This window comes from Achromobacter arsenitoxydans SY8, assembly GCF_000236785.1.
Taxonomy (GTDB): domain Bacteria; phylum Pseudomonadota; class Gammaproteobacteria; order Burkholderiales; family Burkholderiaceae_B; genus Achromobacter; species Achromobacter arsenitoxydans.
In genome coordinates this window covers 45,698-70,525 of record NZ_AGUF01000001.1, presented here as the reverse complement: position 1 = coordinate 70,525, position 24,828 = coordinate 45,698, and the positions used below count along the sequence as shown (strand labels likewise).

At 64.9% G+C, this 24,828-nt stretch carries 24 protein-coding genes; 8 read left to right on the top strand and 16 right to left on the bottom strand.

Going from position 1 to position 24,828, the window contains the following annotated elements:
* Positions 1-7: 7 nt before the first annotated feature.
* The 3 genes from KYC_RS00325 to KYC_RS00315 are packed head-to-tail and all read right to left on the bottom strand — an operon-like array spanning position 8 to position 2,787.
* Entirely contained in the window at positions 8-802 is a 795-nt protein-coding gene (locus KYC_RS00325) for an ABC transporter permease (protein ID WP_008157571.1), read from the bottom strand.
* A 19-nt stretch (positions 803-821) separates the two neighbouring features.
* The gene (locus KYC_RS00320) at positions 822-1,715 is read right to left on the bottom strand and encodes an ABC transporter permease (protein WP_008157568.1); all 894 of its coding nucleotides are present in this window, start codon (positions 1,713-1,715) and stop codon (positions 822-824) included.
* A 1-nt stretch (position 1,716) separates the two neighbouring features.
* Positions 1,717-2,787, bottom strand: a complete 1,071-nt coding sequence (locus KYC_RS00315) for an ABC transporter ATP-binding protein (RefSeq protein ID WP_043517143.1) — start codon at positions 2,785-2,787, stop codon at positions 1,717-1,719.
* Between the two features lie 211 nt (positions 2,788-2,998).
* Between KYC_RS00315 and KYC_RS00310 the strand changes: the two genes are divergently transcribed.
* Positions 2,999-3,841 carry an IclR family transcriptional regulator gene (locus KYC_RS00310; protein WP_008157563.1) on the top strand — a complete coding sequence of 281 codons (843 nt, stop codon included), beginning with the start codon at positions 2,999-3,001 and terminating at the stop codon, positions 3,839-3,841.
* Positions 3,842-3,915: 74 nt separating this feature from the next.
* Here KYC_RS00310 and KYC_RS00305 read toward each other — a convergent pair whose 3' ends face one another.
* Both KYC_RS00305 and KYC_RS00300 read right to left on the bottom strand, forming a co-directional pair.
* A complete protein-coding gene (locus KYC_RS00305; RefSeq protein WP_008157562.1) occupies positions 3,916-5,079 on the bottom strand; it encodes an alpha-hydroxy acid oxidase in 1,164 nt (387 codons plus the stop codon).
* Positions 5,080-5,286: 207 nt separating this feature from the next.
* Positions 5,287-6,183 carry a phytanoyl-CoA dioxygenase family protein gene (locus tag KYC_RS00300; RefSeq protein ID WP_008157561.1) on the bottom strand — a complete coding sequence of 299 codons (897 nt, stop codon included), beginning with the start codon at positions 6,181-6,183 and terminating at the stop codon, positions 5,287-5,289.
* Positions 6,184-6,344: 161 nt separating this feature from the next.
* On the opposite strand from KYC_RS00300, the gene KYC_RS00295 reads away from it, so the two are divergent.
* A complete protein-coding gene (locus KYC_RS00295; RefSeq protein WP_008157559.1) occupies positions 6,345-6,641 on the top strand; it encodes an acylphosphatase in 297 nt (98 codons plus the stop codon).
* A 75-nt stretch (positions 6,642-6,716) separates the two neighbouring features.
* On the opposite strand, the gene KYC_RS00290 is transcribed toward KYC_RS00295, so the two are convergent.
* The 6 genes from KYC_RS00290 to KYC_RS00265 form a co-directional block, all read right to left on the bottom strand.
* Positions 6,717-7,622, bottom strand: a complete 906-nt coding sequence (locus KYC_RS00290) for an EamA family transporter (RefSeq protein WP_043517140.1) — start codon at positions 7,620-7,622, stop codon at positions 6,717-6,719.
* 38 nt (positions 7,623-7,660) lie between these two features.
* Positions 7,661-8,719: a threonine aldolase family protein gene (locus tag KYC_RS00285; protein ID WP_008157555.1), complete on the bottom strand. Its 1,059-nt coding sequence runs from the start codon at positions 8,717-8,719 to the stop codon at positions 7,661-7,663.
* A gap of 5 nt (positions 8,720-8,724) precedes the next feature.
* The gene (locus tag KYC_RS00280; protein WP_008157554.1) at positions 8,725-9,459 is read right to left on the bottom strand and encodes an amino acid ABC transporter ATP-binding protein; all 735 of its coding nucleotides are present in this window, start codon (positions 9,457-9,459) and stop codon (positions 8,725-8,727) included.
* 64 nt (positions 9,460-9,523) lie between these two features.
* Entirely contained in the window at positions 9,524-10,213 is a 690-nt protein-coding gene (locus tag KYC_RS00275) for an amino acid ABC transporter permease (RefSeq protein ID WP_008157552.1), read from the bottom strand.
* 1 nt (position 10,214) lies between these two features.
* Entirely contained in the window at positions 10,215-10,982 is a 768-nt protein-coding gene (locus tag KYC_RS00270; RefSeq protein WP_008157548.1) for an amino acid ABC transporter permease, read from the bottom strand.
* 97 nt (positions 10,983-11,079) lie between these two features.
* Entirely contained in the window at positions 11,080-11,991 is a 912-nt protein-coding gene (locus KYC_RS00265) for an amino acid ABC transporter substrate-binding protein (protein WP_008157546.1), read from the bottom strand.
* Between the two features lie 171 nt (positions 11,992-12,162).
* On the opposite strand from KYC_RS00265, the gene KYC_RS00260 reads away from it, so the two are divergent.
* Positions 12,163-13,095, top strand: a complete 933-nt coding sequence (locus KYC_RS00260) for a LysR substrate-binding domain-containing protein (protein WP_081477962.1) — start codon at positions 12,163-12,165, stop codon at positions 13,093-13,095.
* Positions 13,096-13,194: 99 nt separating this feature from the next.
* Here the strand turns inward: KYC_RS00260 and gyrB are convergent, their stop codons facing one another.
* The 3 genes from gyrB to dnaA form a co-directional block, all read right to left on the bottom strand.
* Complete coding sequence (gene gyrB / locus KYC_RS00255; RefSeq protein WP_008157542.1) at positions 13,195-15,642, bottom strand: DNA topoisomerase (ATP-hydrolyzing) subunit B; 2,448 nt, start codon at positions 15,640-15,642, stop codon at positions 13,195-13,197.
* A gap of 97 nt (positions 15,643-15,739) precedes the next feature.
* Positions 15,740-16,849 carry a DNA polymerase III subunit beta gene (gene dnaN / locus KYC_RS00250; protein ID WP_008157540.1) on the bottom strand — a complete coding sequence of 370 codons (1,110 nt, stop codon included), beginning with the start codon at positions 16,847-16,849 and terminating at the stop codon, positions 15,740-15,742.
* A gap of 2 nt (positions 16,850-16,851) precedes the next feature.
* On the bottom strand, positions 16,852-18,309 hold the full coding sequence (dnaA, locus tag KYC_RS00245) for a chromosomal replication initiator protein DnaA (protein ID WP_008157537.1): 1,458 nt from the start codon (positions 18,307-18,309) through the stop codon (positions 16,852-16,854).
* A 384-nt stretch (positions 18,310-18,693) separates the two neighbouring features.
* Here dnaA and rpmH point away from each other — a divergent pair, with 384 nt between their 5' ends.
* From rpmH to KYC_RS00220, 5 genes are all read left to right on the top strand, one after another.
* Positions 18,694-18,828, top strand: coding sequence for a 50S ribosomal protein L34 (gene rpmH, locus KYC_RS00240; protein ID WP_006228069.1), 135 nt, complete (start codon positions 18,694-18,696; stop codon positions 18,826-18,828).
* A 111-nt stretch (positions 18,829-18,939) separates the two neighbouring features.
* The gene (locus tag KYC_RS00235; RefSeq protein ID WP_043517137.1) at positions 18,940-19,311 is read left to right on the top strand and encodes a ribonuclease P protein component; all 372 of its coding nucleotides are present in this window, start codon (positions 18,940-18,942) and stop codon (positions 19,309-19,311) included.
* Positions 19,308-19,580, top strand: coding sequence for a membrane protein insertion efficiency factor YidD (yidD, locus tag KYC_RS00230; protein ID WP_008157530.1), 273 nt, complete (start codon positions 19,308-19,310; stop codon positions 19,578-19,580). The genes KYC_RS00235 and yidD overlap by 4 nt, the downstream gene beginning before the upstream one ends.
* Positions 19,581-19,628: 48 nt before the next feature.
* A complete protein-coding gene (gene yidC / locus KYC_RS00225) occupies positions 19,629-21,308 on the top strand; it encodes a membrane protein insertase YidC (RefSeq protein ID WP_008157528.1) in 1,680 nt (559 codons plus the stop codon).
* A 284-nt stretch (positions 21,309-21,592) separates the two neighbouring features.
* Positions 21,593-23,038, top strand: a complete 1,446-nt coding sequence (locus KYC_RS00220) for a catalase (protein WP_008157526.1) — start codon at positions 21,593-21,595, stop codon at positions 23,036-23,038.
* Between the two features lie 69 nt (positions 23,039-23,107).
* On the opposite strand, the gene KYC_RS00215 is transcribed toward KYC_RS00220, so the two are convergent.
* Together KYC_RS00215 and KYC_RS00210 are read right to left on the bottom strand one after the other, a co-directional pair.
* Positions 23,108-23,986 carry an ABC transporter permease gene (locus KYC_RS00215; protein ID WP_008157523.1) on the bottom strand — a complete coding sequence of 293 codons (879 nt, stop codon included), beginning with the start codon at positions 23,984-23,986 and terminating at the stop codon, positions 23,108-23,110.
* Between the two features lie 10 nt (positions 23,987-23,996).
* Entirely contained in the window at positions 23,997-24,827 is an 831-nt protein-coding gene (locus KYC_RS00210; protein WP_008157521.1) for an ABC transporter ATP-binding protein, read from the bottom strand.
* Between the last annotated feature and the right edge of the window lies 1 nt (position 24,828).

Genomic DNA, 24,828 nt, shown 5'->3' with positions numbered 1-24,828 from the left:
AGCGATCTCATTTCTGACCCACCAGCACACGGTCCAGCCCGTACACGCGGTCCAGCAGCAGCATGGTCACGGCTGTCAGGCCGATCACCAGCGCGGACACCGCGGCCATCATGGGGTCGATGGATTCCGTGGCGTACATGTACATGCGCACCGGCAGCGTGATGGTGGACGGCGCGGTGATGAACACCGACATCGTCAGTTCATCGAAGCTGTTGATGAAGGCCAGCAGCCAGCCGCCGGACACGCCGGGAATGATGAGCGGCAGGGTCACCTGGAAGAACACCGTGGCGCGGCTTGCACCCAGCGACAGGGCCGCGTGTTCGATGGAGCGGTCGAACCCGACCAGCGCGCCGATGACCAGGCGCATCACATACGGCGTGATGACGACGACGTGGCTCGCAACCAGCCAGGGAAAGCTGCCCGCCATGCCCATCAGCGCGAAGAAGCGCAGCAGGGCCACGCCCAGCACCAGATGCGGGATCATCAGGGGCGACAGGAACAGGCCGTTCAGCGCGTCCCGGCCGGGAAAGCGGTAGCGGGTGATGGCGATGGCCGCCGGCACCGCCAGGCACACGGCGATGCTGGCCGAAAGAAAGGCCAGCCACAGGCTGTTCTTGAACGCCTGCATGAAGTTGGGGTGCTCGAATACCGCGTAGAACCAGCGCAGCGAGAAGCTGCTGGTGGGCACCGTCAGCGTGGATTCCGGCGTGAACGCCACCAGGCACACGATGACCAGCGGCGCCAGCACGAACGCCACCACCAGGAAGTTGAACGCCAGCGCGAAAGGACCGTTCTTCTGCATGTTCGATTCCTTGCGCGGGTCAGCCCAGGCTGCGGCGGTAAGAGCGTTCGACGACGCGGTTGTACGCCATCATGATGATCACGTTGACCACCAGCAGCACGATGGCGATGGTCGCGCCCAGCGGCCAGTTCAACTCGGTCAGGAACTCGTCGTACACGACCGTGGCCACCATCTTCAGACGGCGACCGCCCAGCAGCGCGGGGATGGCAAAGGAGCTGGCCGACAGGCCGAAGACGATCAGGCTGCCGGAAAGAATGCCCGGCATGGCCTGCGGCAGCACAATGCGCGTGAGCGTCTGGAAGCGCGACGCATTGAGCGAGAGCGCAGCGTGCTCGACCGTGGGATCAAGCTTCTGCAGCGACGTCCATACCGGAATGACCATGAAGGGCAGCATGACGTGCACCAGGCCGATGATGACCGCAGTGGGCGTGTAGAGCAGCGGTCCCAGCCCCAGGGCGGCGGCGGCCTTGCCGATGGCGCCGCCGGGGCCCAGCAGCATGCTCCAGCCAAAGGCGCGCACCACCAGCGAGATCAGCAGCGGCGACAGCACCACCAGCAGGAAGATGGAACGCCAGGGCTTGCCCATGCGCGACAGGATGTAGGCCTCGGGCGCGCCGATCAGCACGCAGATCAGTGTGGTGACGCCGGCGATCCAGAACGTGCGCCAGAAGATTTCCAGGAAGTAGCTGTCGGTCACCACGGCCAGGTAGTGTTCGAACGTATGGCCGGGCTGGATGCCCGCGGCGTAGTCGAAGGGCCGGAAGGACAGCGCGAAGGTCAGCGCCAGCGGCGTCAGCACCAGCGTGAGAAACACAATGGCCAGCGGGATCGAACCCAGGATGGCGAGCAAGCCATCGTTGCGCGGCTTGGGCAGGCTGGCGGCGGCGCCGCCGCGTTGCGTCAGGGTCGCCATGTCAGCCCGCCGTTGCGGCTGCGGGCGCGCGCAGGACGCGCAGCACGCCGTCCGCCCAGTCCAGGCCGATCGCCTCGCCGTCGTCGTGCGGGCGGCGGCCGTCGTTGGGCGTCAGGATGGTCAGCGCGCCCACCGGCGAATCCAGGTCGTACATCCACTGGCTGCCCAGGAAATAGCGCGTGTTGACCACGCAGGCCAGCTTGCCCTGTCCGGCAGGCACCGGCACCAGCTTTTCCGGCCGCAGCGACAGCTGCACGCTGTCGCCGTGGCGCAGGCCTTCGCCATCGACCAGCAGGCTCAACGCGCCGGTCTCGACCTGCGCCTGCGCGCCGCAGCGCGTCACGCGGCCCGGCAGAAGATTGGTCTTGCCCACAAAGCGCGAAATGAATTCGCTCTGCGGGTGTTCGTACATGCGATAGGGCGCATCCACCTGCGTGGCCCGGCCGTCCTGCATCACGACCACGCGGTCGCTGATGGACAGCGCCTCGGCCTGGTCGTGCGTCACCATGACGGTGGTGGTGCCGATCTTGCGCTGGATGCTGCGCAGCTCGAACTGCATTTCCTCGCGCAGCTTGGCGTCCAGATTGGACAGGGGCTCGTCCAGCAACAGCACGGGCGGACGGATCACCAGCGCGCGGGCAAGCGCCACGCGCTGCCGCTGCCCGCCGGACAGTTCGCGCGGAAAGCGGTCAGCGTGCTTGTCCAGCTTGACCAGCGCCAGCGCGTCGCGCACGCGGGCCAGACGCTCGGCGCGTTCCACCTTGCGCATCTTCAGGCCGAAGGCGACGTTGTCGGCCACGGTCAGGTGGGGGAACAGCGCATAGCTCTGGAACACGATGCCCAGGCCGCGCGTGTTCGGCTTGGCGTGCGTGATGTCCCGGCCGTCCAGCGTGATCGACCCGCAGGTCACGTCGGCGAATCCGGCAATCATCTGCAGCGTGGTGGTCTTGCCGCAGCCGGACGGCCCGAGCAGGGAGACGAACTCGCCTTTGTCGACCGACAGGTTCAGGTCGGAGACGACCCGCAGGTCGCCGTAGTTCTTGGAGACATTGTCCAGCCGCAGAAAAGACATATTCCAAACCCCGTAGCCCATGCGGGCCTTGCGCCCCCGTCACGCCGCTTGCGGCGCCCTGGCGGCTTATCTGATGGCGCAGTCTAGGAGTCGCCAAAACCTAGGGTCAATTAGGGTTTTCCGAACAATCGAATTTTCTTTAAAGAATTTCCATTGAATAGAATTTACTGATAAAAATACGTCTGACTATTTTGATTATCGGAACTCAAGAATGAAGAAATCAGAAACGCCGGAGGATGCCGCGGGCCAGGGCGTGTTGCAGCGCGCGTTTGCGGTGCTGCGCGTACTGGCTGACGCCAAGGGGGAAAAGCTGCGCCTGACCGACATCGCCGCGCGCACCGGCCAGGCGCAGGCCACCGTGCACCGGGTTCTGCAGGGATTGATGCAGGAAGGCGTGGTGGAGCAGCCGGCGCAAAGCAAGGGCTATCAGTTGAGCGTGGCCTTCTTCTCCCTGGCCGCGGCCGCCGGCACACACCAATCCAGCCTGCGGACCCTGTACCGGCCGGCCATGCTGCGCCTGTCGGGAATGCTCAACGACACCATCTTCCTGCTCGTGCGCAGCGGTTTTGACGCCGTCTGCGTCGACCGGGTGGACGGCGCCTTCCCGGTGCGCTCGCACACGGGCGACATCGGCGGACGCGTGCCGCTGGGCATGGGGCAGGGCGGGCTCGTGCTGCTGGCAAGCCTGCCGGAAGCCGAGCGCGAAGAAGTCATGCGCTTCAACATCCCGCGGCTGCATCACCTGGGATTCGTGGACGAGATTTCGATGCGGGTGCGCATCAAGGAATGCCTGGAACTGCGCTATGCGCGCAGCCAGGGGCAAGGCGTGTTCCCCAACATCGCCGGGCTGGCGGTGCCGGTCTACGATCCCAACGGCGTCACGGTCGCGGCGCTGAGCGTGGCGGCGCCGATCGAACGCATCAGCGACGAACGCCTGCCCCTGATCGTGGAAATGCTGCGCCGCGAGGCCGACGCCGTCGGCGCGCAGATCAATCCCTTCGATCCGGCGCTGCGGCGCCCCAGCCAGTACCTGGGCACCGGCAACGGCGGCTGAACGCCGCTGGCTCACGTTCAGAAAAAAAGCCCGGACAGATCCTGTCCGGGCGATGGTGCGGCGCGTAGCGGCGCTCAGGTCGGGTAGGTGCCCGGCAGCAGGATGCTGCGGTCGCCGGGCTCGATCGAGCGGCGGCCGCACAGCGCCATCGTCGTGTCCATTTCCTTGTACAGAATTTCCAGCACGCGCGTCACGCCCGCCTGGCCGTAGGCGCCCAGGCCATACAGGAAGGCGCGGCCGATCATGGCGCCGCGCGCGCCCAGCGCCACGGCCTTCAGGATGTCCTGGCCGGAGCGCACGCCGCCGTCCATCCACACTTCGATCTTCGAGCCCACGGCGTCCGCGATCGACGGCAGGGCTGCGATCGACGACATGGCGCCGTCGAGCTGGCGTCCGCCGTGATTGCTGACGATAAGCGCGTCGGCGCCGCTATTGGCGGCCAGTTGCGCGTCTTCGACGTCAAGGATGCCCTTGATGATGAGCTTGCCGCCCCAGCGCTGCTTGATCCATTCCACGTCGTCCCAGCTCAGGCGGGGGTCGAACTGTTCCGCGGTCCAGGACGACAGCGACGACAGGTCGCTCACGCCCTTGGCGTGGCCCACGATGTTGCCGAAGGTGCGGCGCTTCGTGCCCAGCATGCTCATGCACCAGCGCGGTTTGGTCGCCAGGTTGATCAGGTTGCGCAGCGTGGGTTTGGGCGGGGTGGACAGCCCGTTCTTGATGTCCTTGTGGCGCTGGCCCAGGATCTGCAGGTCCAGCGTCAGAACCAGCGCCGAGCAGCCGGCCGCTTTGGCGCGGTCGATCAGGTTGGCCACGAATTCGCGGTCGCGCATCACGTAGAGCTGGAACCAGAAGGGCTTTTTGGTGGCCTGGGCCACGTCCTCCAGCGAGCAGATGCTCATCGTGGACAACGTGAACGGCACGCCGAAATCGGCCGCCGCCTTGGCCGCCAGGATCTCGCCGTCGGCATGCTGCATGCCCGTCAGGCCCGTGGGCGAAATCGCCAGCGGCATGACCACGTCCTGGCCCACCATGGTGGTGCGCAGCGACCGGCCTTCCATGTTCACCGCCACGCGCTGGCGCAGCTTGATCTTCTGGAAGTCGCTTTCATTCGCGCGATAGGTGCCTTCGGTCCAGGCGCCGGAATCGGCGTAGTCATAGAACATGCGCGGCACGCGCTTCTGCGCGACAACGCGCAAATCTTCGATGCAGGTGATCGTAGAAAGGTTAGCGGTCATGGAGTGGTCTGTGGAGTGATAGGGGTGCGCCAGCTGCGACTCGTTTTTTTTTGCTTCAGGGCCGCCAGCCGTGGGCAGCCGTGCCGCCGCGCCAGGCGTAAACGCCGCGCGGCGCCGCCCAGTATACGCGCCGAGGCCGGCAAGCGTCGCTTGCCGGCCCCGTTCGCCCCCCTGCGCAAGGACTCTACGGCCCCTGCACGCCCAGCCCTATCGCGGCCACACCTTGGTCACCGCGCGGATCGTCGCCCACGCCACCCAACGCGGGCTCGTCAGCCTTGCGCCCGGCAGGCGCCTCATCACATCCACCGCCAGTCCGCCGCGCTTGTGCCATTGCTTCTTGCGCGTCTGGCTGTCGGTCCAGCGGCCTTCAAGCCACGGAAACTCCCGGCGCCCCGGCTTGTAGACCGGCGGCGTGTTGTAGATCAGGATGTACGCCAGCCGCGGCGTCTGCGACGTGTTGGGCCCGGTGAAATGCAGCGTGCGCGCATCATGGACGGTGATGCCGCCCGGATCCAGCGGCTCGGCTACCGCCTGCTCCCGCGGAAAGTCGCCGCAGCACTCCAGCGGATGCAGGGTCTTGTCGCCGCCCGGCGAACGGTGCTCCAGCACATCCCATTTGTTCGACCCCGGCAGGAACTGCATGCAGCCGTTCTCGACCGTGGCCGGCTGCAGCGCCAGCCAGATGCTGAGTTCGTTGTAGACAAAGTCCGGCGAACGGAAGGCCTCGTCCTGGTGCCAGGGCGTCTCCGGTCCGTGCGGCCCGGGCTTGAGCAGCGCGTGCTCGCCATACAGCGCGGCCTGCGGCCCCAGCAGTTGGCGCGCAAGCTCCAGCGTGCGTTCGTGGTAAACCGTCTTCAGAAGGCCCGGGGCATAATGGCGCGGATCGTGCAGGCTGGGAAACTTGGCGGGCTTGCTCGGATCGTCCCGGCTGACGAAGTCATACTGAGCGCCTTCGTTGTATCCGGTCTTGTTGGCAAACAGGTCCAGCAGCGTCCTGCGGATGTAGCCCACCTCATCCTGCGGGCACATCTCCTTCAAGGCCAGATAGCCCTGATCCCTGTAGCGCGCTGTCTCGGTTTCCGACAACAAACTGGTCTCTTCCATAATGGCTTCTCCAAGCTCTGATAGTGGATATTTCCGCTGCCACGTTTTGACATGTGCTCTAACGTATCGCTTCGATGCCTGTGGGGCCTATAGACCATCCGCTGTAGCCGATTCCGCCTACGCTTCCTGAGCCGGACGGCGCATCATCCGAAGGAAATTCAATGCAAGACCCAAAGGCCGATTCCCATATCGAAACCGTCCACGTCACCGTCAGCGGCACGGTGCAAGGCGTGGGCTACCGGCACGCCACGGTGCGGCGCGCCCACATGCTTGGCGTCAAGGGATGGGTGCAGAACATGCTGGACGGCACGGTGGAAGCCCTGGTGCAGGGCACGCCCGACCAGGTTGATCACATGCTGGAATGGCTGCGCCGGGGCCCGCCGGGCGCGGCGGTGCAGGAAATGGTCACGCGCCGGGAGTACACCGAAAAGCGTTACATCCGCTTCGAACAACTTTAGAGGTCGCCGCCCTAGGCGGCACGATGTAATCCAGACGGCCGAGCAGGCTGAGACCGAACGCCGGAAATGCGCCGCTCAGCGCGAACGCAGCCAGCGACCGCCGACCTGGTTGATGACCAGGCCGCACAGTACGCACGCGGCGCCAGCCCATTGCAGCGGCTGGAGCCGCTCGCCAAAGGCCATCGACGCCGCCCACAGGCCCACCACCGGCACCAGCAGGGAAAACGGCGCGACCTTCGCGGCCGCGTGGCGCGTGAGCAACTGCGTCCACAGGGTGTAGGCCAGCAGCGTCGCCAGCACCGCCAGGTAGATCACCGACAGCGCCTCGCCCCAGCCCATGCCGGTAATCATGCCCACCACGGGTTCCCAGCCGTCGATCAGGATCGCCAGCAGCAGGAAGGGCAGCACCGGCGCGGCGCTGCTCCAGGCAATGAAAGCGAACGGGTCGTAGCCGGGCGCCTTGCGGCTGGCCAGCCGCACGATCATGTTGGACACGGCCCACATGAAAGCGGCGCCCAACGTCAGCACGAAGCCCAGCATCATCATCTGGCCCGGCCCGTCGCCGCGCCCCCCGGCGATGATCGCCAGTCCCAGTGCGGCCACGCACAGGCCGACCCAATGATGGCGCCGTGCGCTCTCGTGCAGCACCGGGGCCGCAAGCAGCAGCGTGAAGAACGCCTGGGTCTGGATGACGAGGGAAGCCATGCCGGCCGGCATGCCGAACTTCAGCGCGGTGAAGAGCAGGCCGAACTGGCCCAGGCCCTGGACCAGCCCGTAGGCCGCGATCCACTGCCACGGCAGCCGCGGCATGCGCACAAAGAGAATGAGGGGGAAGGCCGCCAGCGCGAACCGCAGCGCGCCCAGCATCATGGGGGACAAGCCCCGCATGCCGACCTTCATGACGACGAAATTCAGGCCCCAGATGACCACCACCGCCAATGCGCAGAAATAGTCTTTTCGGGAAAGATGGGTGGTGGACATGCGGCATTATCGCATCGGCCACCCCAAAATTGCCTGAATCAGCGGCCGTTCAGGACGGCTGCGAAAGCCTTCACGGCGGTGTCGATATCGTCGTCGCCGATATGCCGGTGCGTCACGCAGCGCAGCCTCGTGCGGCCCCACGGCCGGGTCAGGACGCCCTGCGCCTGCAGGGCCGAAACCCATTCCGCGTTGGTCATGCCGGTGTCGGCCGTCTCGACCTGCACGATGTTGGTCTGCGGAACCGTCGCGGACAGCGCCGGCGCCAGCCGGTTGAGGCCGTCGCTCAGGCGCCGGGCGCGGACGTGGTCCTCGGCCAGGCGCTCGCCCATGTGCTGCACGCCCTCCAGCCCCGCTGCCGCCACGATTCCCGATTGGCGCTGCGTGCCGCCGAGCATCCGGCGCAACGTGCGCGCCTTGGCGACCATCGGCCGGCTTCCCGCCAGCACCGCGCCCACTGGCGCGCTCAAGCCCTTGGACAGGCACAGCGACACCGTGTCCGCATGCCGGGTGATGTCCGCGGCAGTCACGCCCAGCGCCACCGCCGCGTTGAACAGGCGCGCGCCATCCAGGTGCACTGGCACGCCGGCCGCCTGCGCCATGCCATGCACCGCCTGCATGTGATCCAGCGGCAGCACCGCGCCCCCGGCGTTGTTGTGCGACGTTTCCATCGCCACCAGCGAAGTCTTCAGTTTGTGGCCGCCGGTCTGCAGCGCCTCTTCCAGCCGGTTCAGGTCCATCGCGCCGGCGGTCCCGGACACGCCCTGGTAGAACAGGCCGGTGAACGTGGCCGCCCCCCGTTCCGACGTGTACATGTGGGCGGTCGACTCCAGCACCACCTGCTCGCTGCGCTGCGTCTGCGCCAGCACGGCCAGCAGGTTGGCCATGGTGCAGCTGGGCACGAACAGCCCGGCTTCCTTGCCAAGGCTGGCCGCCACATAGGATTCCAGTTCGCGCACGGTGGGATCGCCGTCCAGTCCGTCATCGCCGATCGGCGCCGTGCGCATGCGCTCGTACATGGCCGCGGTGGGGTGGGTAACCGTATCGCTGCGCAGGTCGACGGGCGTGCTGGGAAGGTCGGCGGGAGTCCGCTGGGTCATGGCTATCAATGCTGCAGAATTTTGGAAAGAAATTGGCGCGTGCGCGGGGCACGCTCCTCCACGTTGCCGAAGAACTGCTCCTTGGCGCAGTCTTCGACGATCTTGCCGCCGTCCATGAAAATCACGCGGTCGGCGACGCGGCGGGCGAATCCCATCTCGTGGGTCACCACCATCATCGTCATGCCTTCGCCGGCCAGGTCGGTCATCACGTCCAGCACTTCGTTGACCATCTCGGGGTCCAGCGCCGAGGTCGGCTCGTCGAACAGCATCACGACCGGGTCCATCGACAGCGCGCGCGCGATCGCCACGCGCTGCTGCTGGCCGCCCGAAAGCTCGCCGGGATGCTTGTCCTTGTGCGCCGACAGGCCGACGCGCTCCAGCAGCGCCAGCGCGCGCTGGCGGGCCTCGTCCTTGCCGCGCTTGAGCACCTTGACCTGGCCCAGGCACAGGTTCTCGGTCACCGACAGGTGCGGGAACAGCTCGAAGTGCTGAAACACCATGCCGGCCACGGCGCGCAGCTTGGGCAGATCAGTGCGCGGATCGCCCACCGACACGCCATTGACCACGATCTCGCCTTTCTGGAAGGGCTCCAGCGCGTTGACGGTCTTGATCAGCGTCGACTTGCCCGAACCAGACGGGCCGCACACCACCACGACCTCGCCGCGGCGCACGGTGGTGGAGCATTCGTCCAGCACCTGGAAATCGCCGTACCACTTGCTGACCTGCCGGATTTCGATCATGGGGGGATTGGAAGTAAGTTGCATCGTTGAACCTGTGGATAACTAGGAGGCCGCGCCGGAAGGCTCAGCGCAGCACCCGCGTGCGCCTTTCCAGCCGCTTGACCAGACGCGATGCCGTGAAGCAGATCACGAAATACACCACCGCCACGAAGAGATAAAGCTCCACCAGCCGCCCGTCGCGCTGGCCGATCTTGGCCGCCGCCCCCAGGAAGTCGGTCAGCGACAGCACGTAGACCAGCGACGTATCCTGGAACAGGATGATGACGCGCGTCAGCAGCGCCGGCACCATGTTGCGCAAGGCCTGCGGCAGCACCACATAGCGCATGCCCTGCCAATGGTTCAGCCCCAGCGCCATGCTGGCCGACACCTGGCCGCGCGCGATCGACTGGATGCCGGCGCGCATGATTTCGCAGAAGTACGCGGCCTCGAACAAGGTGAACGTGATCACCGCCGAATTGAAGGCGCCCACCCGCAGGGGCGTGGACGAACCCACGATCCACGCGGCGATGTACGGCATCAGGAAGTAGAACCAGAAGATCACCAGCAGCAGCGGGATCGAGCGCATCACGTTCACATAGATGCCCGCCGGCACCGACAGGAATTTATGGCGCGACAGCCGCATCATCGCCAGGACGGTGCCCAGCGCCAGCCCCATCACGGCGGCCAGCACGGTCAGCGTCAGCGTGAAAGTCATGCCGGTCTGGAACAGATACGGCAGCGAGCCCCAGATGACGTCGAAATCGAATTTGCCCATGTCAGCGCCCCAATCCCGCCGGAGCGTTCCGTGACGCCGTTCCGATCAGGCCGGGAACGGCGACATGGCGTTCAAGCATGCGCATCCCCAGCACCACGATGCCGTTGATGATCAGGTAGATGACCGTCGCGGCCGAGAACGCCTCGAAGATATGGAAGCTGAACTCCGCCATGGAGCGCGCCTGTCCGGTCAGTTCGAGCAGGCCGATGGTCAGCGCCACCGACGAATACTTGATCGTGCCCATGAACTCCGACGTCAGCGGGGGCAGCACGATGCGATAGGCCTCGGGCAGGATGATGTAGCGGTAGACCTGCGCTTCGGTCAGCCCGAGCGCGGTGCCCGCCTGGAACTGGCCGCGCGGCAGCGACTGGATGCCGGCGCGCAGCTGCTCGGCCACCCGCGCCGATCCATAGAATCCCAGGCACAGCACGGCGGGCACGAACTGCCCCCACGGCTGCGACATCTGCTTCATGGCCAGGCCCCATGCGTGCGGCAGCAGTTCGGGCAGCACGAAATACCACAGGAACATCTGCACCAGCAGCGGAATATTGCGGAAGATCTCCACGTAGGTCGCGCCGATGGCGTTCATCAGCCGCGACTGCGCCGTGCGCATCACGCCCAGCCATGACCCCAGCAGCAGCGAGAAAACCCACGCGGTCAGCGCCAGCGCAAGCGTCCAGCCCACGCCGATCAGGATCGTTTCCAGGAAGGTATGCACGCCATCCGGCGACATCTCCAGGAAGACGCTCCAACTCCAGTTGTAATTCATGCCCAAGCCCTTGATCGCGACGCCGGCCGCGCCTGGCGGCCGGTGTCATTACTTCGATTCGCGCTGCGGAACGGCCGGCGTCCCGCGCGCATGCCGCTTACTCGTAGGCCTTGGGATCGCCCGAGTCGGTCGGCTTGGCCAGGGCGCGCTTCAGGGCGTCGCTCATGGGGTACTTCAGGTTGATCTGTTTGGGCAGGATCGGCGCATTGAAGTACTTGTCGTACAGCGCGGCGACCTTGCCGTTCTTGATCAGGTCCAGCACGGCGTCATCCACGACCTTCTTGAAGGCCGGATCGTCCTTGGGCTGCATGATGCCGTAGGGCGCCATTTCCAGGCCCTTGGTGCCGATCACGAAGGCATCGGGATTCTTGGACGAAGCCACCGCGCCATAGGCGATGCCGTCATCGTTGGCCGAGCCCGCGGCACGGCCCGATTCCACCATCAGGATGGTTTCGGCGGTGTCCTTGGTGGGCGCCATGGAAATGCCCAGATTGCCCTGCGCGTTGAGCTGCGAAATCAGCTTGAACGTCTGCCCGCCCGCCTGCGCCGCGATGGTCTTGCCGCGGAACGAAGCCAGGTCGTTCGGATTGACGCCGCCGTCCTTGCGCGCCACCAGCACCACCTGGGCCACGAAGGTCGTGGGTGCGAAGGACACCAGTTTGTGGCGGGCTTCGTTGTTGGTCGTGTTGCCGCATTCCAGGTCGATCGTGCCGTTGGCCAGCAGCGGGATGCGCGTGGCGGACGTCGTCGGGTTGTAGCGGACCTCCAGCTTGGGCAGCTTCAGCGCGGCCTTCACGTAGTTGGCCACTTCCTGGCAGATTTCCACCGTGTAGCCGATCGGCTTCTGATTGCCGTCCAGGTAGGCGAAGGGCACCGAGGTTTCGGGGTGGCCGAGAGTCAGAACGCCGGTTTCGCGGATCTTGTCGAGGCGGCTGGGGCCTTCGGCATGGGCGGACGCGGCGCCGCCAAGCAGGGCGGCGGCGACGGAAATCGCGGCAAGTGCTTTCATGTAATTCCCTTGACGCCGTACGTGCGGCGCGTGTTTATGTTTACGATCGGCGGTTCCAGACTGGTTGGAAACCGCCGCGTCCCGCGATGAGCCCCGCGGCTGGCAAAAAGTATCAACTAGCAGTATGGTTTTATCCAGTTCCAATCAGGTATTCCTCTATACGGATTTGATATGGCCATTCCACGGATGGGCTTGAGACACATCGAGGCGTTCCGCGCCGTCATGATGACCGGCTCGATGACGGCGGCGGCGCGGCGCGTGCATACCTCGCAGCCGCACGTTAGCCGCTTAATCGCCCAATTGGAAGCAATCACCCAGTTCCCCTTGTTCGACCGCAATGGCAGCCGCCTGAGCCCCACCCAGGACGGCTCGCGCTTCTTCCAGGAAGTGGAAAAGACCTTCATCGGACTGGCCGGCCTGGAATCGGCGGCCGCCAGCATCCGTTCGTTCAGCGCCAGCCGTCTCAGCGTGGCCGCCATGCCGCGGCTGGCCGGCGGGCTCCTGGCGCGCATCGTCGCGGCGTTCAAGACGGAATACCCCGACGTCATGGTGGCCATCCATTCCGGAAACGCCAGCACGGTCCACAACTGGATCAGCTCGGGCTTTTGCGACACGGGGCTGGCCATGCTGTCCGGCGACTCGCCCGGCATCCAGGTCGAGCCCGTCCTCACGATGAACTGCGTGGCCGTGCTGCCCCGCGGGCACCGCCTGACCAAACTGAAGAAGCTCAAACCCGCGGACTTCGCTGGCGAGCCTTTCATCGCCTTTCCCAGCGGCACGCCGCTGCGCGAGCGGATCGACGCCGTCTTCAAGTCCGCCAAGGTCGAACGCCATACGGTGGCCGAGGCCGGCCTGGGCTCGTCGGTCTGTGCGCTGGTGGGCGCCGGTCTGGGCGTGGCGCTGATCAATCCGCTGGCCGCGCGCGAAGAATACGAGGCCAACGGGGTCGAGGTCCGCCCCTTCAGTCCCGCCGTCGCCGTGACGGTGGCGCTGCTCTACCCGCCGTACCACACGCGCACGCGCCTGGTCAGCGTCTTCTCGCGCTACGCGCACCAGCTGATGCAGGAAGAAATGGGCGACCTGAAAGCCCGCCCGCCGCGCTAGGCGGACGTCGGCCGCCCGCATGCACGGCCTTACAGGGCCGGAAAATCAAAGGCCAGCCCGAATGGGGCTGGCCTTTGATGTGCACGGTGGTTGCTGCGGTCAGGCGTCGATATTGCCGGCCGACAGCGCGTGCGTTTCAATGAAGTTGCGGCGCGGTTCGACGTCGTCGCCCATCAGCGTGGTGAAGACTTCGTCCGCCGCGATGGCGTCTTCGATCTGCACGCGCAGGAGGCGGCGCACCTTCGGATCCATCGTGGTTTCCCACAGCTGCTCCGGGTTCATTTCACCCAGACCCTTGTAGCGCTGCTTCGAGATGCTGCGGTCGGCTTCGCTGCGCAGCCACTGCATGGCTTCGCGGAAGTCGGACACCGTCTGCTCCTTGCGCTTTTCGCCTTCGCCGCGCGCGGCCAGCGAACGCGCCCCCACCTTGCCCAGGAAGCTCTTGGCGGCCTTGGACAGAATGGCGTAGTCGGAGCCATTGACGAAGTCCGCGTCGATGATGCTGACGCGCACGTTGCCATGGTGCATGCGCTGCACGGAAAGGCGATGGCGTTCGGTGGCTTCGTCGAATTGCGGCACGACCTCGACGCCGTTGCCGTTGACGGGATCACGCATGGCGTCGGCCAGGCGCTTCGCAGAATCCGCGGCGGCTTCGGCGGATTCCAGATTGATCTCTACGCCTTCCGCCATGGCCGACAGCGCGCCCACATCGAACACGCGCGACAGGCGCGCGATGACGGCGTCGGCAGCGACGTACTGGCGGGCCAGTTCATTGAGTTCTTCGCCGCGGATGATGTTGCCGCCCGAGATGATCTCGGCGTCCTTCAGGGCGAGCGTCAGCATGAACTGCGCTTCTTCCTGGTCATCCTTCAGGTAGCGCTCTTCGCGGCCAACCTTGACCTTGTACAGCGGCGGCTGCGCGATATACACGTAGCCGCGCTGCACCAGCTCGGGCATCTGGCGATACAGCAGCGTCAGCAGCAGCGTGCGGATGTGCGCGCCGTCAACGTCCGCGTCGGTCATGATGATGAGGCGGTGGTAACGCAGCTTGTCCACGTTGAAGTCGGGACCGATGCTGGTGCCCAGCGCCGTGATCAGCGTGGCGATCTGTTCGCTGGCGATCAGGCGGTCGAAACGCGCCTTCTCCACGTTCAGCACCTTGCCGCGCAGCGGCAGGATGGCCTGGAACTTGCGGTCGCGGCCTTGCTTGGCCGAGCCGCCTGCGGAGTCGCCCTCGACGATGTAGAGCTCGCACAGGGCCGGATCCTTCTCCTGGCAGTCAGCCAGCTTGCCGGGCAGGCCGGCGCCTTCCAGCACGCTCTTGCGGCGCGTCATTTCGCGCGCCTTGCGCGCGGCTTCGCGGGCGCGGGCGGCTTCGACGATCTTGTTGCACAGGGCCTTGGCGTCGTTCGGGTGCTCGAGCAGCCAGGTTTCCAGCGTGCGGGCCACGGCTTCTTCAACGGCCGGACGCACTTCGCTGGACACCAGCTTGTCCTTGGTCTGGCTGCTGAACTTGGGTTCAGGCACCTTCACCGACAGCACGCAAGCCAGGCCTTCGCGCATGTCGTCGCCGGACGTCTCGACCTTGGCTTTCTTGGCCAGTTCGTTGTCGGTGATGTACTTGTTGATGATGCGCGTCATCGCGGCCCGCAGGCCGGTCAGGTGCGAACCGCCGTCGCGCTGCGGAATGTTGTTGGTGAAGCACAACACGCTTTCGCTGTAGCTGTCGTTCCACTGCATCGCCACTTCCACGCCCACCGGCACGCCGCCGGCCGACGACTCGGTGGTGACCGAGAAGACGTTCGGGTGCAGCACGGTCTTGGCGCGGTTGATGTATTCGACGAAGCCCTTCACGCCGCCCGAGAACGCGAAGTTCTCTTCCTTGCCCTGGCGCTGGTCGATCAGGCGGATCTTCACGCCGTTGTTCAGGAACGAGAGCTCGCGCAGGCGCTTGGAGAGGATCTCGTAGTGGTATTCGATGTTGTTGAAGATGATCGGGTCGGCCAGGAAGCGCACTTCGGTGCCGCGCTTGTCGGTCGTGCCGGTCACGGCCAGGGGCGCGACGCGCTCGCCCTGGCGGAATTCCATCTGGTGCACCTGGCCGTTGCGGCGGATGGTCAGCCGCAGCCATTCGGACAGCGCGTTCACGCAGGACACGCCCACGCCGTGCAGGCCGCCGGACACCTTGTACGAGTTCTGGTCGAACTTGCCGCCCGCGTGCAGTTCGGTCATGACGATTTCCGCCGCGCTGCGGTGGAATTCGTCGTCCTTGTGGATATCGGTCGGGATGCCGCGGCCGTTATCGGTGACGGAAATGGAGTTGTCGGTGTGGATCGTGACGACGATGTCGTCGCAATAGCCGGCCAGGGCTTCGTCGATGGCGTTATCCACGACTTCGAACACCATGTGGTGCAAGCCGGTGCCGTCGGATGTGTCGCCGATGTACATGCCGGGGCGCTTGCGCACGGCCTCCAGCCCCTTGAGCATCTTGATCGAGTCAGCGCCGTAGCCGCTGGTCTCGGGAGTGGTGTTCTGCTGATCTGACATGTCTGTATCGAAAACGCTTTAAAGAACGGCCTGGCGGCCGGACCGCCCGCGGACCATCCGGTCCGCAAGCGGCACAAACCCACAACGGGGATGCGGATCAGATCCGCATGGGCATGACGACGTACTTGAACTGGTCGTCTTCGGGCAGGGTGATGAGCGCGGACGCATTGGCGTCCGGCATGACCGACCACTGGATGTTGTCGACCTTCACGTTGGACAGCACGTCGAGCAGGTAGCCGACGTTAAAGCCCACGTCCAGCGCTTCATGGCCGTAGTCGATGTCGATTTCTTCCTGCGCCTCTTCCTGCTCGGCGTTGGAGGACGAGATCTTCATCTGGTTCTGCGCCAGTTGCAGGCGCACGCCCTTGAACTTGTCCGTGGTCAGGATGGCGGCGCGCTGCAGGCTGCCCTGGAGCGCTTCGCGCCCGACCAGGAAGTGGCGCGTGTAGTTCGTGGGAATCACACGCGTGAAATCGGGGAACTTGCCTTCGACCAGCTTGGACACCAGCTCCACGTCGCCGAAACGGAAACGGATCTGGCCCGGCGCCACGTCGATGGAGACGGTTTCGTCGGAGTCTTCCAGGAGGCGCTGCATTTCCAGCACGGTCTTGCGCGGCACGATGACTTCGTGACGCTCGGCGATGCCGTCGGCTTCCGTGGAGCAATGCGCCAGGCGGTGGCCATCGGTGGCGACGGCGCGCACGCGGCCCGGTTCAAACACCAGCAGCATGCCGTTCAGGTAGTAGCGGATGTCCTGCTGGGCCATGGCGAAATGCACCATGTTGAACAGGTGGCGCAGCGTGCGCTGCGGCATGGTCAGCGAGACGTCCCACTGCTCGGGCTGAGCGACGGTGGGGAACTCGCTGGCGGCCAGCGTCTGCAGCGCGAAGCGGCTCTTGGCCGACTGCACCGACAGCTTGTTGCTTGCCAGGGCCAGGCGCACATCGCCCGTGTCCGGCAGCGCCTTCAGGATGTCCAGCAGCTTGCGCGCGGCCACCGTGGTGGACTCGTTGTCCTGGCCCACGCCAAAGTCGGCGTGCGTCGTGATCTGCACTTCGAGGTCGGTCGCAATAAAGGCAACCTTGTTGCCTTCCTTGCGCATCAGGATGTTCGCAAGAATGGGCAGGGTATGGCGTCTTTCGACGATGCCCGCCACAGTCGACAGCGGTTTCAGCAATGCATCGCGTGTGGTTTGTACGAGTTGCATGTTCATCCTTTTAGAGTTTGTTCCAACACGTGCAGGGTATGGTTGAGCTCCGCTTGCTTGGCGCGGGCATCGGAAATCTTGCGAACGGCGTGCAGCACCGTGGTGTGATCACGGCCGCCGAACAAATCGCCGATTTCCGGCAGGCTTTTCTGGGTCAGCTCCTTGGCCAGGTACATCGCAACCTGGCGCGGCAACGCGATATTGGCCGGGCGGCGTTTCGAGTACATGTCGGCCACCTTGATCTTGTAGAAATCCGCAACCGTCTTCTGGATGTTTTCCACGGTGATCTGGCCGTTGGACACCGACAGCAGGTCCTTCAGGGCTTCCTTGCAGACGTCGACCGTCAGCACGTCGCGGCCGTGGAACCGGGCGTAGGCCAGGACCTTGCGCAGCGCGCCTTCCAGCTCGCGCACGTTGCTGCGCAGGTGCTTGGCGATGAAGAACGCCACTTCCTCGGGCATGGGCACGCCTTCGGATTCCGCCTTGCGCAGCAGAATCGCCACGCGCATCTCCAGTTCCGGCGGCTCGATGGCCACCGTCAGGCCGGAGTCGAAACGCGAAATCAGGCGGCTGTCGATGCCCGACAGTTCCTTGGGGTACGTATCGCTGGTGATGATGATCTGCTTGCGCTGCGCCACCATCGCTTCGAACGCGTAGAAGAACTCTTCCTGCGTGCGGTTCTTGCCGGAGAAGAACTGGATGTCGTCGATCAGCAGCAGGTCCAGCGAATGGTAGTAGCGCTTGAAGTCGTCGAACGCCTTGCGCTGATAGGCCTTGACCACGTCGGACACGTATTGGTCGGCATGCACATAGCGCACGCGCACGCCGGTGCCGGCCGCGACCATCGCATTGCCGATGGCGTGGATAAGGTGGGTCTTGCCCAGGCCCACGCCGCCATACAGGAACAACGGGTTGTACGAGGTGCCCGGATTCTCGGCCACCTGCAGCGCGGCGGCGCGCGCCAGCTGGTTGGCCTTACCCGTGACGAAGTTCTCGAACGTCAGATCGGTGTTCAGGCGCGAGCGCTCGTACACGATATTGGCGGCATCCGCGTTCACGGCCTGCGCCGCGGTCGTCGTCGCGGGAGGGGGCGGGGCGGTCGATACCGTGACGGTCACTGGCGGCGCGGCGCCGGAAGGCGGTGCAGCGGACAGGTGCGTCTGCTCGGGCTGCTGCGCACGCACGGGAACGACCGGCATGCGCGGCGCGGTTCCCTGGGTGGGCAGTTCGAACAGAACCTGCACCGGACGCTTGAACCACTCCGCGGCCAACGCTTCGATCTGGTGGGAGAAATTCTTGCGCACCCAATCCAGCTTGAAGCGGTTGGGCGCGGCAACGCGCAGCACCGCCTGCGTTTCGTCGTACGCAAGCGGGACCAGCGGTCGTATCCACGCGCTGATTTGTTGGGGGGGGAGTTCCTGCTCAAGACGACTGACGCAGGTCTGCCAGAATTCTTTCATGTCGCTCTTATTCAAACCTCGATTCTACCCTGCCTGAGCAGGGGTTATCCACAGGGAGGGCCATAAGCGCCTACACTTGCCAGGCTTAACTGTTTGACAAGACAGGGAAAACTTGCTGAAATGGTGGGCTTTTCCGAATTCTGTCTGTCAGAAGGTTTCGCAGAAGGCTAACCCGTAACCCGCTCTTTTCAGAGCAATCGTTGCGGTTTTTAGCTTTGCTGAATAGGTCGCCTGGGAAGAAATTCCCGGTCCAGAGCCCCGTCTAAGCGATGTTTTTTGCACACGTTGCAACAATACGCGCTTTAGATACCCGCTTCTGCATTGTGCGACGAGGAACCCTCCGGGCAGGTCCCTTCTGACTCTTGTTCTTTTTGTGGATCGTCCATGAAACGTACCTACCAACCTTCCGTTACCCGCCGCAAGCGCACCCATGGCTTTCGCGTGCGCATGAAAACCCGCGCTGGCCGCGCCATCCTGAGCGCCCGCCGCGCCAAGGGCCGCAAGCGTCTGGCCGTCTAAGTCCTGGTTTTCCGGTTTTACCGGAAACCTGACTACCTGCACGGACCGGCCATATTGCAAGACCTCTCGCAATCCTGTTCCGGTTCCGCGCATACGCCTGACCCGCAGTCCATGCCGCGCTCCACGCTTCCCCCGGAGGCGCGGCTGCATCGCCCCTCCGAGTTTGCCGCCGCCCTTAAAGGCCGGCGTCTGGCCCGAGGGGCATTCTTCATTGTGAGCTCGGCTCCCAATGATCTGCCTCCCGGCCAGGATGCGTGTGCCCGCCTGGGGTTGGTGATCGCCAAGCGCTTCGCCGCCCATGCCAGCACACGCAACGCACTGAAGCGGGTCATCCGCGAGGCTTTCCGCCATCAGCGCCTGGCGCTGCCGGCAAAAGATTACGTCGTGCGCCTGCACAGCAAGGTTGCTCCCGCCACGCTCACCGCGCTGAAACGCGCGGCAAGAGCCGAAGTGGACGCTCACTTTGCACGGATCGCACGATGATCAAGGCTCTACTCATTGCCCCGATCCGGTTCTACAGGTTTTTCCTGAGTCCCTGGATCGGCAGGCAGTGCCGCTTTACTCCCACTTGCTCGGCGTATGCGATCGAAGCGATCGAGCGCCACGGCGCCTGGCGCGGCTTCTGGCTGGCAGTCCGGCGCATCGGCCGCTGCCATCCGTGGTCACCGGGCGGGTTGGATCCGGTTCCGCCGTCCAAGGGAACCAATGACGCCCCGTGCTGCTCCCACAGCCACCGCATCGAGCACGATTGACGCTAAACTGGCGGGCTTTGCTGGCCCGTATTCACTTCAGTAGGCACCATGGATATCCGACGAACCGTCCTCTGGATGATTTTTTCCTTTTCGCTGTTGCTCCTTTGGAACAACTGGCAAATCCATAACGGCAAGCCGTCGCTGTTCGGGGCCCCCACGCCCACGGCCAGCACGAGCGAATCGCCGGCTGGCGCAAACAATGCGACGCCGTCGGTGCCCAGCGCGCCCGCTGCCGCGACCGCTCCGTCGGCCGCGGTGCCTGGCGCCTCCGCCCCCGCGCCGGCGCGCTCTGAAGAAATCGTCATCACGACGGACGTGCTGCGTCTGACGTTCGACACGATGGGCGCCCAACTGGTGCGCGCAGAACTGCTGAAGTACCCGGCGACGGGCCAGGCGGACAAGCCCACGGTGCTGCTGGACCGCTCCGCCGGCCTGAACTATGTGGTGCAGACCGGTGTGGTCGGCGCGCCCAACGGCCAAAGCTTCCCCACGCACCAGACGCCTTTCCGCCTGGTCTCCCAGGAACGCGAACTGACCGGCGACAACCTGGTCGTCACGTTTGAAGGCGAATCGGGCGGCGTGAAGGTCACCAAGACGTTCACCCTGCATCGCGGCCGCTACGACATCGACGTGCGCCATGACCTGGCCAACGTCGGCGCCGCTCCCGTGACGCCGTCGCTCTACCTGCAGATCGAACGCGACGGCAACGATCCAGCCGACACGTCCAGCTTCTATCACACGTTCACCGGCTTCGCTGTCTATTCGGAACAGGACAAGTTCCAGAAGAGCACGTTCAGCGACATCGAAAAGAAGAAGGCCAACTACATCAAGCAGGCCGACAACGGCTGGATTGCCGTGGTCCAGCACTACTTCGCCACTGCCTGGGTGCCGCCGCAAGGCAAGCCGCGCACGAACGAACTGCTGGAAGTGCAGAAGAACCTGTACGCCGGCCGCAGCATCGAAGCCGTCGGCGACATCGCCCCCGGCGCCGCCGCGCGCGTCGATTCGCACCTGTGGGTCGGTCCCCAGGACCAAAAGGCCATGGCGGCTCTCGCCCCCGGTCTGGAATTGGTTGTCGACTACGGCTGGCTGACCATCATCGCCAAACCGCTGTTCAAGCTGATGACCTGGCTGCACTCCATCCTGGGCAACTGGGGCTGGACGATCGTGGCGCTGACCGTGCTGATCAAGGCCGTGTTCTACCCGCTCGCCGCAGCCAGCTACCGCTCGATGGCCCGCATGAAGCAGGTCGCCCCGCGCCTGCAGGCCCTGAAGGAAAAGTACGGCGACGACAAGCAGAAGCTCAATGCGGCCATGATGGAGATGTACCGCACCGAAAAGATCAACCCGCTGGGCGGCTGCCTGCCCATGCTGGTGCAAATTCCGGTGTTCATCTCGCTGTACTGGGTGCTGCTGGCCAGCGTGGAAATGCGCGGCGCGCCGTGGATCCTGTGGGTCCATGACCTGTCGGTCCGCGATCCGTTCTTCATTCTGCCCGCCATCATGATGGCCACCATGTTCCTGCAGATCAAACTGAACCCGACGCCTCCGGATCCCATCCAGGCCAAGGTCATGATGATCATGCCGCTGGTGTTCGGCGGGATGATGTTCTTCTTCCCGGCCGGCCTGGTGCTCTACTGGTGCGTCAACAACATCCTGTCGATCGCGCAGCAGTGGTCCATCACCCGCGCCATCCAGCGCAAGTCTGAAGTGGCGGCCAATCGCTGATAAGCGGTTGCTTCCCAAGAAAAACCGGCCCCATGGGCCGGTTTTTTCATGCCTGAAGCCCGTGCAGGGCGAAGGGCAGGCTCAGCATTTTCTATTCCCGCCCCCTCGGGTGAATAGCTATTATTAATCGCGAAAGGAAGATCAATCAACTTCACATCGCGAGCGATGGCTCCTATCATGGGTCTCAGTTTGCCGTCCGGCGGCCATGCCGCCGGGCTGTAGCTGCTACGCCGCGCGGCCCATCCAGCGGCCCGCGCCATCCAGGACTGACTAGGGAGTGTGCCATGACCGACAAAAAGCCTCTGACCACCGCCTCGGGCGCGCCGGTGCCAGACAACAACAACACCCTGACCGCCGGCCCCCGTGGCCCCGCGCTGCTGGAAGACTTCTGGCTGATTGAAAAGCTTGCGCATTTCGACCGTGAACGCATCCCCGAGCGAGTCGTGCATGCCAAGGGTTCCGGCGCCTACGGCACGTTCACTGTCACGCACGACATCTCCCGCTACACCCGCGCCAGCATCTTCTCCAAGGTTGGCAAGCAGACCCCGCTGTTCCTGCGCTTTTCGACCGTGGCCGGTGAACGCGGCGCCGCCGATGCGGAACGCGATGTGCGCGGCTTCGCCATCAAGTTCTACACAGACGAAGGCAACTGGGACCTCGTGGGCAACAACACGCCGGTCTTCTTCATCCGGGATCCGCTGAAGTTCCCCGACTTTATCCACACCCAGAAGCGCGACCCCAAGACCAACTTGCGCAACGCCACGGCCGCCTGGGACTTCTGGTCGCTCAACCCCGAATCGCTGCACCAGGTCACCACCCTGATGAGCGACCGCGGCATCCCGGCCAATCTGCGCCAGCAGCACGGGTTCGGCTCGCACACGTTCAGCTTCATCAACAGCAACAACGAACGTTTCTACGTGAAATTCCACTTCAAGTCGCAGCAGGGCATCGCCTGTCTGACCGACGAGGAAGCGGCGCAAGTGGTGGCTCACGACCGCGAAAGCTCGCAGCGGGACCTCTTCGAGAACATCGAGCAGGGCAACTTCCCGAAGTGGACGCTGAAAGTGCAGATCATGCCCGAGGCCGAAGCGGCAACCTATCACATCAACCCGTTCGATCTGACGAAGGTCTGGCCCCACGGCGACTACCCGCTGATCGAGGTCGGCGTGCTGGAACTGAACAAAAACCCCGAAAACTACTTCGCCGAAGTCGAGCAGGCGGCCTTCACGCCGGCTAACGTGGTTCCGGGGATCGGCTTCTCGCCCGACAAGATGCTGCAGGGCCGCATCTTTTCCTATGGCGACACGCACCGCTACCGCCTGGGCATCAACCACCACCAAATCCCGGTGAATGCCCCGAAGTGCCCGTTCCACAGCTACCATCGCGACGGCGCAGGGCGAGTCGACGGCAATGCCGGCGCCACGATCAACTATGAGCCCAACAGCGCGGGCGAATGGAAGGAAACGCCTTCGGCCGCCGAACCGCCCCTGGCGCTCGACGGGCAAGCCGCGGCGCGCTGGAACCACCGGGTGGACGATGACTACTACTCGCAGCCGGGCGCGCTGTTCCGCCTGATGACGCCCGCGCAGCAGGAACAGCTGTTCGGCAACATCGGCCGCCACATGGCTGGGGTGCCGGAAGCGATCCAGCGCCGCCAGCTCGACCACTTCCGCCGGGCCGATCCGGCCTACGCCGAGGGTGTCGCGAAGGCGCTCGGACTGAAGCTGTAACGGTCCGGCCAAGCAACGAGAAAGGGGCGCTCCGGCGCCCCTTTTTTACTTGCGCGGCGCGTCAGGCCTTCAGCGCTGCATGCCCCACCGCCGGACCGTCAAACGCTCCAGCGTATCGAATCCCAGGTTTTCCACAATCAGGCCGATGATGACCACCGCGGCCAGGCCGGCAAACACCTTGTCTGTGTATAACTCGTTGCGGTTCTGGAAGATGTACCAGCCCAGCCCACCCTTGCCGCTGGAGGCGCCGAACACCAGCTCGGCCGCGATCAGCGTACGCCACGCGAACGCCCAGCCTATCTTCAGACCGGCCAGGATCGCCGGCAGGGCCGCGGGCACCAGGATCTGCAGGACATAACGCAACCCGGTCAGTCCGTAGTTGCGGCCCGCCATGCGCAGGGTCTCGGACACGCCCAGGAATCCGGCATAGGTATTCAGGGCCAGCGCCCACAGCACCGAGTGGATCAGCACGAACACCAGGCTGCCTTCGCCCAGGCCGAACCACAGCAACGCCAGCGGCAGCAGGGCGATCGCCGGCAGCGGGTTGAACATGGCGGTAAGCGTGGACAGCAGGTCGCGCCCGAATCGCGTCGACACGGCCAGCGTGGTCAATACGAAGGCCAGCGCCACCCCGGCCAGATACCCTTGCACCAGCACGCGCAGGGACTGCCCGGCGCGCGCCAGCAGTTCTCCGCTGGCGATGCCCTGCACGAAAGCCTGCCCCGTCTGCCACGCGCCAGGCAGCAGCAGATCATTGTCGGTATAGCGCGCCGCCAGTTCCCACAGTCCGGCCAGCAGCGCCAGGATCGCCAGCTTGCGCAGGCTGGCGTGTTGCCACAGGCGCTCGTGCCATGGCAGCGGCGTTTCGGCGGCCTGCGCGGGCAAGGGCGGCAGGTCGTACTCCACTTCGGGACGGACCAGGGCCGATACGGCATACGTGCTGTTCATGCGATTTCCTTCATGCCGCCGCACGCTGTGCCGGCGCAGGGGCAGGGACGTCGAACAGCAAATCATGGATGCGCCGCGACGCCGCCTGGAACGCGGCGGATCCCTGGCTGTGCAGGTCGAAGCCATGCGCATTGAGTTCGGCGCGCACACGGCCGGGATGCGGCGACAGCAGCAAAATCCGGCTGCCCAGCACCAGCGCCTCTTCGATCGAATGCGTGACGAACAGCAGCGTGAAGCGCACGTCGTCCCACAACGCCATCAGCTCTTCCTGCATGCGCCGCCGCGTCAGCGCGTCCAGCGCCGCGAAGGGCTCGTCCATCAGCAACACACGCGGCTGCATCGCCAGCGCCCGGGCGATCGCCACGCGCTGCTTCATGCCGCCGGACAGCGTATGCGGATAGGCATCGGCAAACGCCGACAGCCCAACCTTGTCCAGGTAGTGCATCGCGCGTTCGTCGGCCTCGCGCCGGTTCAGCTTGCGCGAGGCCACCAGCGGAAAGGCGACATTCTGGCGCAGCGTCTTCCAGGGCGGAAGCTGGTCGAATTCCTGGAACACCACGATGCGATCCGGTCCCGGCCCCTGTACCGCCTTGCCGTCGACCCGGATGCTGCCCTCGGTGGGTTCGATGAATCCGGCGATGGCCTTGAGCAGGGTGGATTTGCCGCAGCCGGACGGCCCGAGCAGGATGAAACGCTCGGCGCCATGCACATCGAAACTCACCTGATGCGTGGCGCGGACGCGCCGTTCACGCGTCTTGTATTCGATCGACACCTTATCCACAGCCAGCAGCGGCGTGGCGTTTTCAATCTTATCCACAGGGCCGGCGGCGTGCAGGGTCATG

Bases quoted from the DNA above. Each gene is read 5' to 3' on its own strand.
- KYC_RS00325 (WP_008157571.1), bottom strand. From the start codon at position 802: ATGCAGAAGAACGGTCCTTTCGCGCTGGCGTTCAACTTCCTGGTGGTG.
- KYC_RS00320 (WP_008157568.1), bottom strand. From the start codon at position 1,715: ATGGCGACCCTGACGCAACGCGGCGGCGCCGCCGCCAGCCTGCCCAAG.
- KYC_RS00315 (WP_043517143.1), bottom strand. From the start codon at position 2,787: ATGTCTTTTCTGCGGCTGGACAATGTCTCCAAGAACTACGGCGACCTG.
- KYC_RS00310 (WP_008157563.1), top strand. From the start codon at position 2,999: ATGAAGAAATCAGAAACGCCGGAGGATGCCGCGGGCCAGGGCGTGTTG.
- KYC_RS00305 (WP_008157562.1), bottom strand. From the start codon at position 5,079: ATGACCGCTAACCTTTCTACGATCACCTGCATCGAAGATTTGCGCGTT.
- KYC_RS00300 (WP_008157561.1), bottom strand. From the start codon at position 6,183: ATGGAAGAGACCAGTTTGTTGTCGGAAACCGAGACAGCGCGCTACAGG.
- KYC_RS00295 (WP_008157559.1), top strand. From the start codon at position 6,345: ATGCAAGACCCAAAGGCCGATTCCCATATCGAAACCGTCCACGTCACC.
- KYC_RS00290 (WP_043517140.1), bottom strand. From the start codon at position 7,622: ATGTCCACCACCCATCTTTCCCGAAAAGACTATTTCTGCGCATTGGCG.
- KYC_RS00285 (WP_008157555.1), bottom strand. From the start codon at position 8,719: ATGACCCAGCGGACTCCCGCCGACCTTCCCAGCACGCCCGTCGACCTG.
- KYC_RS00280 (WP_008157554.1), bottom strand. From the start codon at position 9,459: ATGATCGAAATCCGGCAGGTCAGCAAGTGGTACGGCGATTTCCAGGTG.
- KYC_RS00275 (WP_008157552.1), bottom strand. From the start codon at position 10,213: ATGGGCAAATTCGATTTCGACGTCATCTGGGGCTCGCTGCCGTATCTG.
- KYC_RS00270 (WP_008157548.1), bottom strand. From the start codon at position 10,982: ATGAATTACAACTGGAGTTGGAGCGTCTTCCTGGAGATGTCGCCGGAT.
- KYC_RS00265 (WP_008157546.1), bottom strand. From the start codon at position 11,991: ATGAAAGCACTTGCCGCGATTTCCGTCGCCGCCGCCCTGCTTGGCGGC.
- KYC_RS00260 (WP_081477962.1), top strand. From the start codon at position 12,163: ATGGCCATTCCACGGATGGGCTTGAGACACATCGAGGCGTTCCGCGCC.
- gyrB (WP_008157542.1), bottom strand. From the start codon at position 15,642: ATGTCAGATCAGCAGAACACCACTCCCGAGACCAGCGGCTACGGCGCT.
- dnaN (WP_008157540.1), bottom strand. From the start codon at position 16,849: ATGCAACTCGTACAAACCACACGCGATGCATTGCTGAAACCGCTGTCG.
- dnaA (WP_008157537.1), bottom strand. From the start codon at position 18,309: ATGAAAGAATTCTGGCAGACCTGCGTCAGTCGTCTTGAGCAGGAACTC.
- rpmH (WP_006228069.1), top strand. From the start codon at position 18,694: ATGAAACGTACCTACCAACCTTCCGTTACCCGCCGCAAGCGCACCCAT.
- KYC_RS00235 (WP_043517137.1), top strand. From the start codon at position 18,940: ATGCCGCGCTCCACGCTTCCCCCGGAGGCGCGGCTGCATCGCCCCTCC.
- yidD (WP_008157530.1), top strand. From the start codon at position 19,308: ATGATCAAGGCTCTACTCATTGCCCCGATCCGGTTCTACAGGTTTTTC.
- yidC (WP_008157528.1), top strand. From the start codon at position 19,629: ATGGATATCCGACGAACCGTCCTCTGGATGATTTTTTCCTTTTCGCTG.
- KYC_RS00220 (WP_008157526.1), top strand. From the start codon at position 21,593: ATGACCGACAAAAAGCCTCTGACCACCGCCTCGGGCGCGCCGGTGCCA.
- KYC_RS00215 (WP_008157523.1), bottom strand. From the start codon at position 23,986: ATGAACAGCACGTATGCCGTATCGGCCCTGGTCCGTCCCGAAGTGGAG.
- KYC_RS00210 (WP_008157521.1), bottom strand. From the start codon at position 24,827: ATGACCCTGCACGCCGCCGGCCCTGTGGATAAGATTGAAAACGCCACG.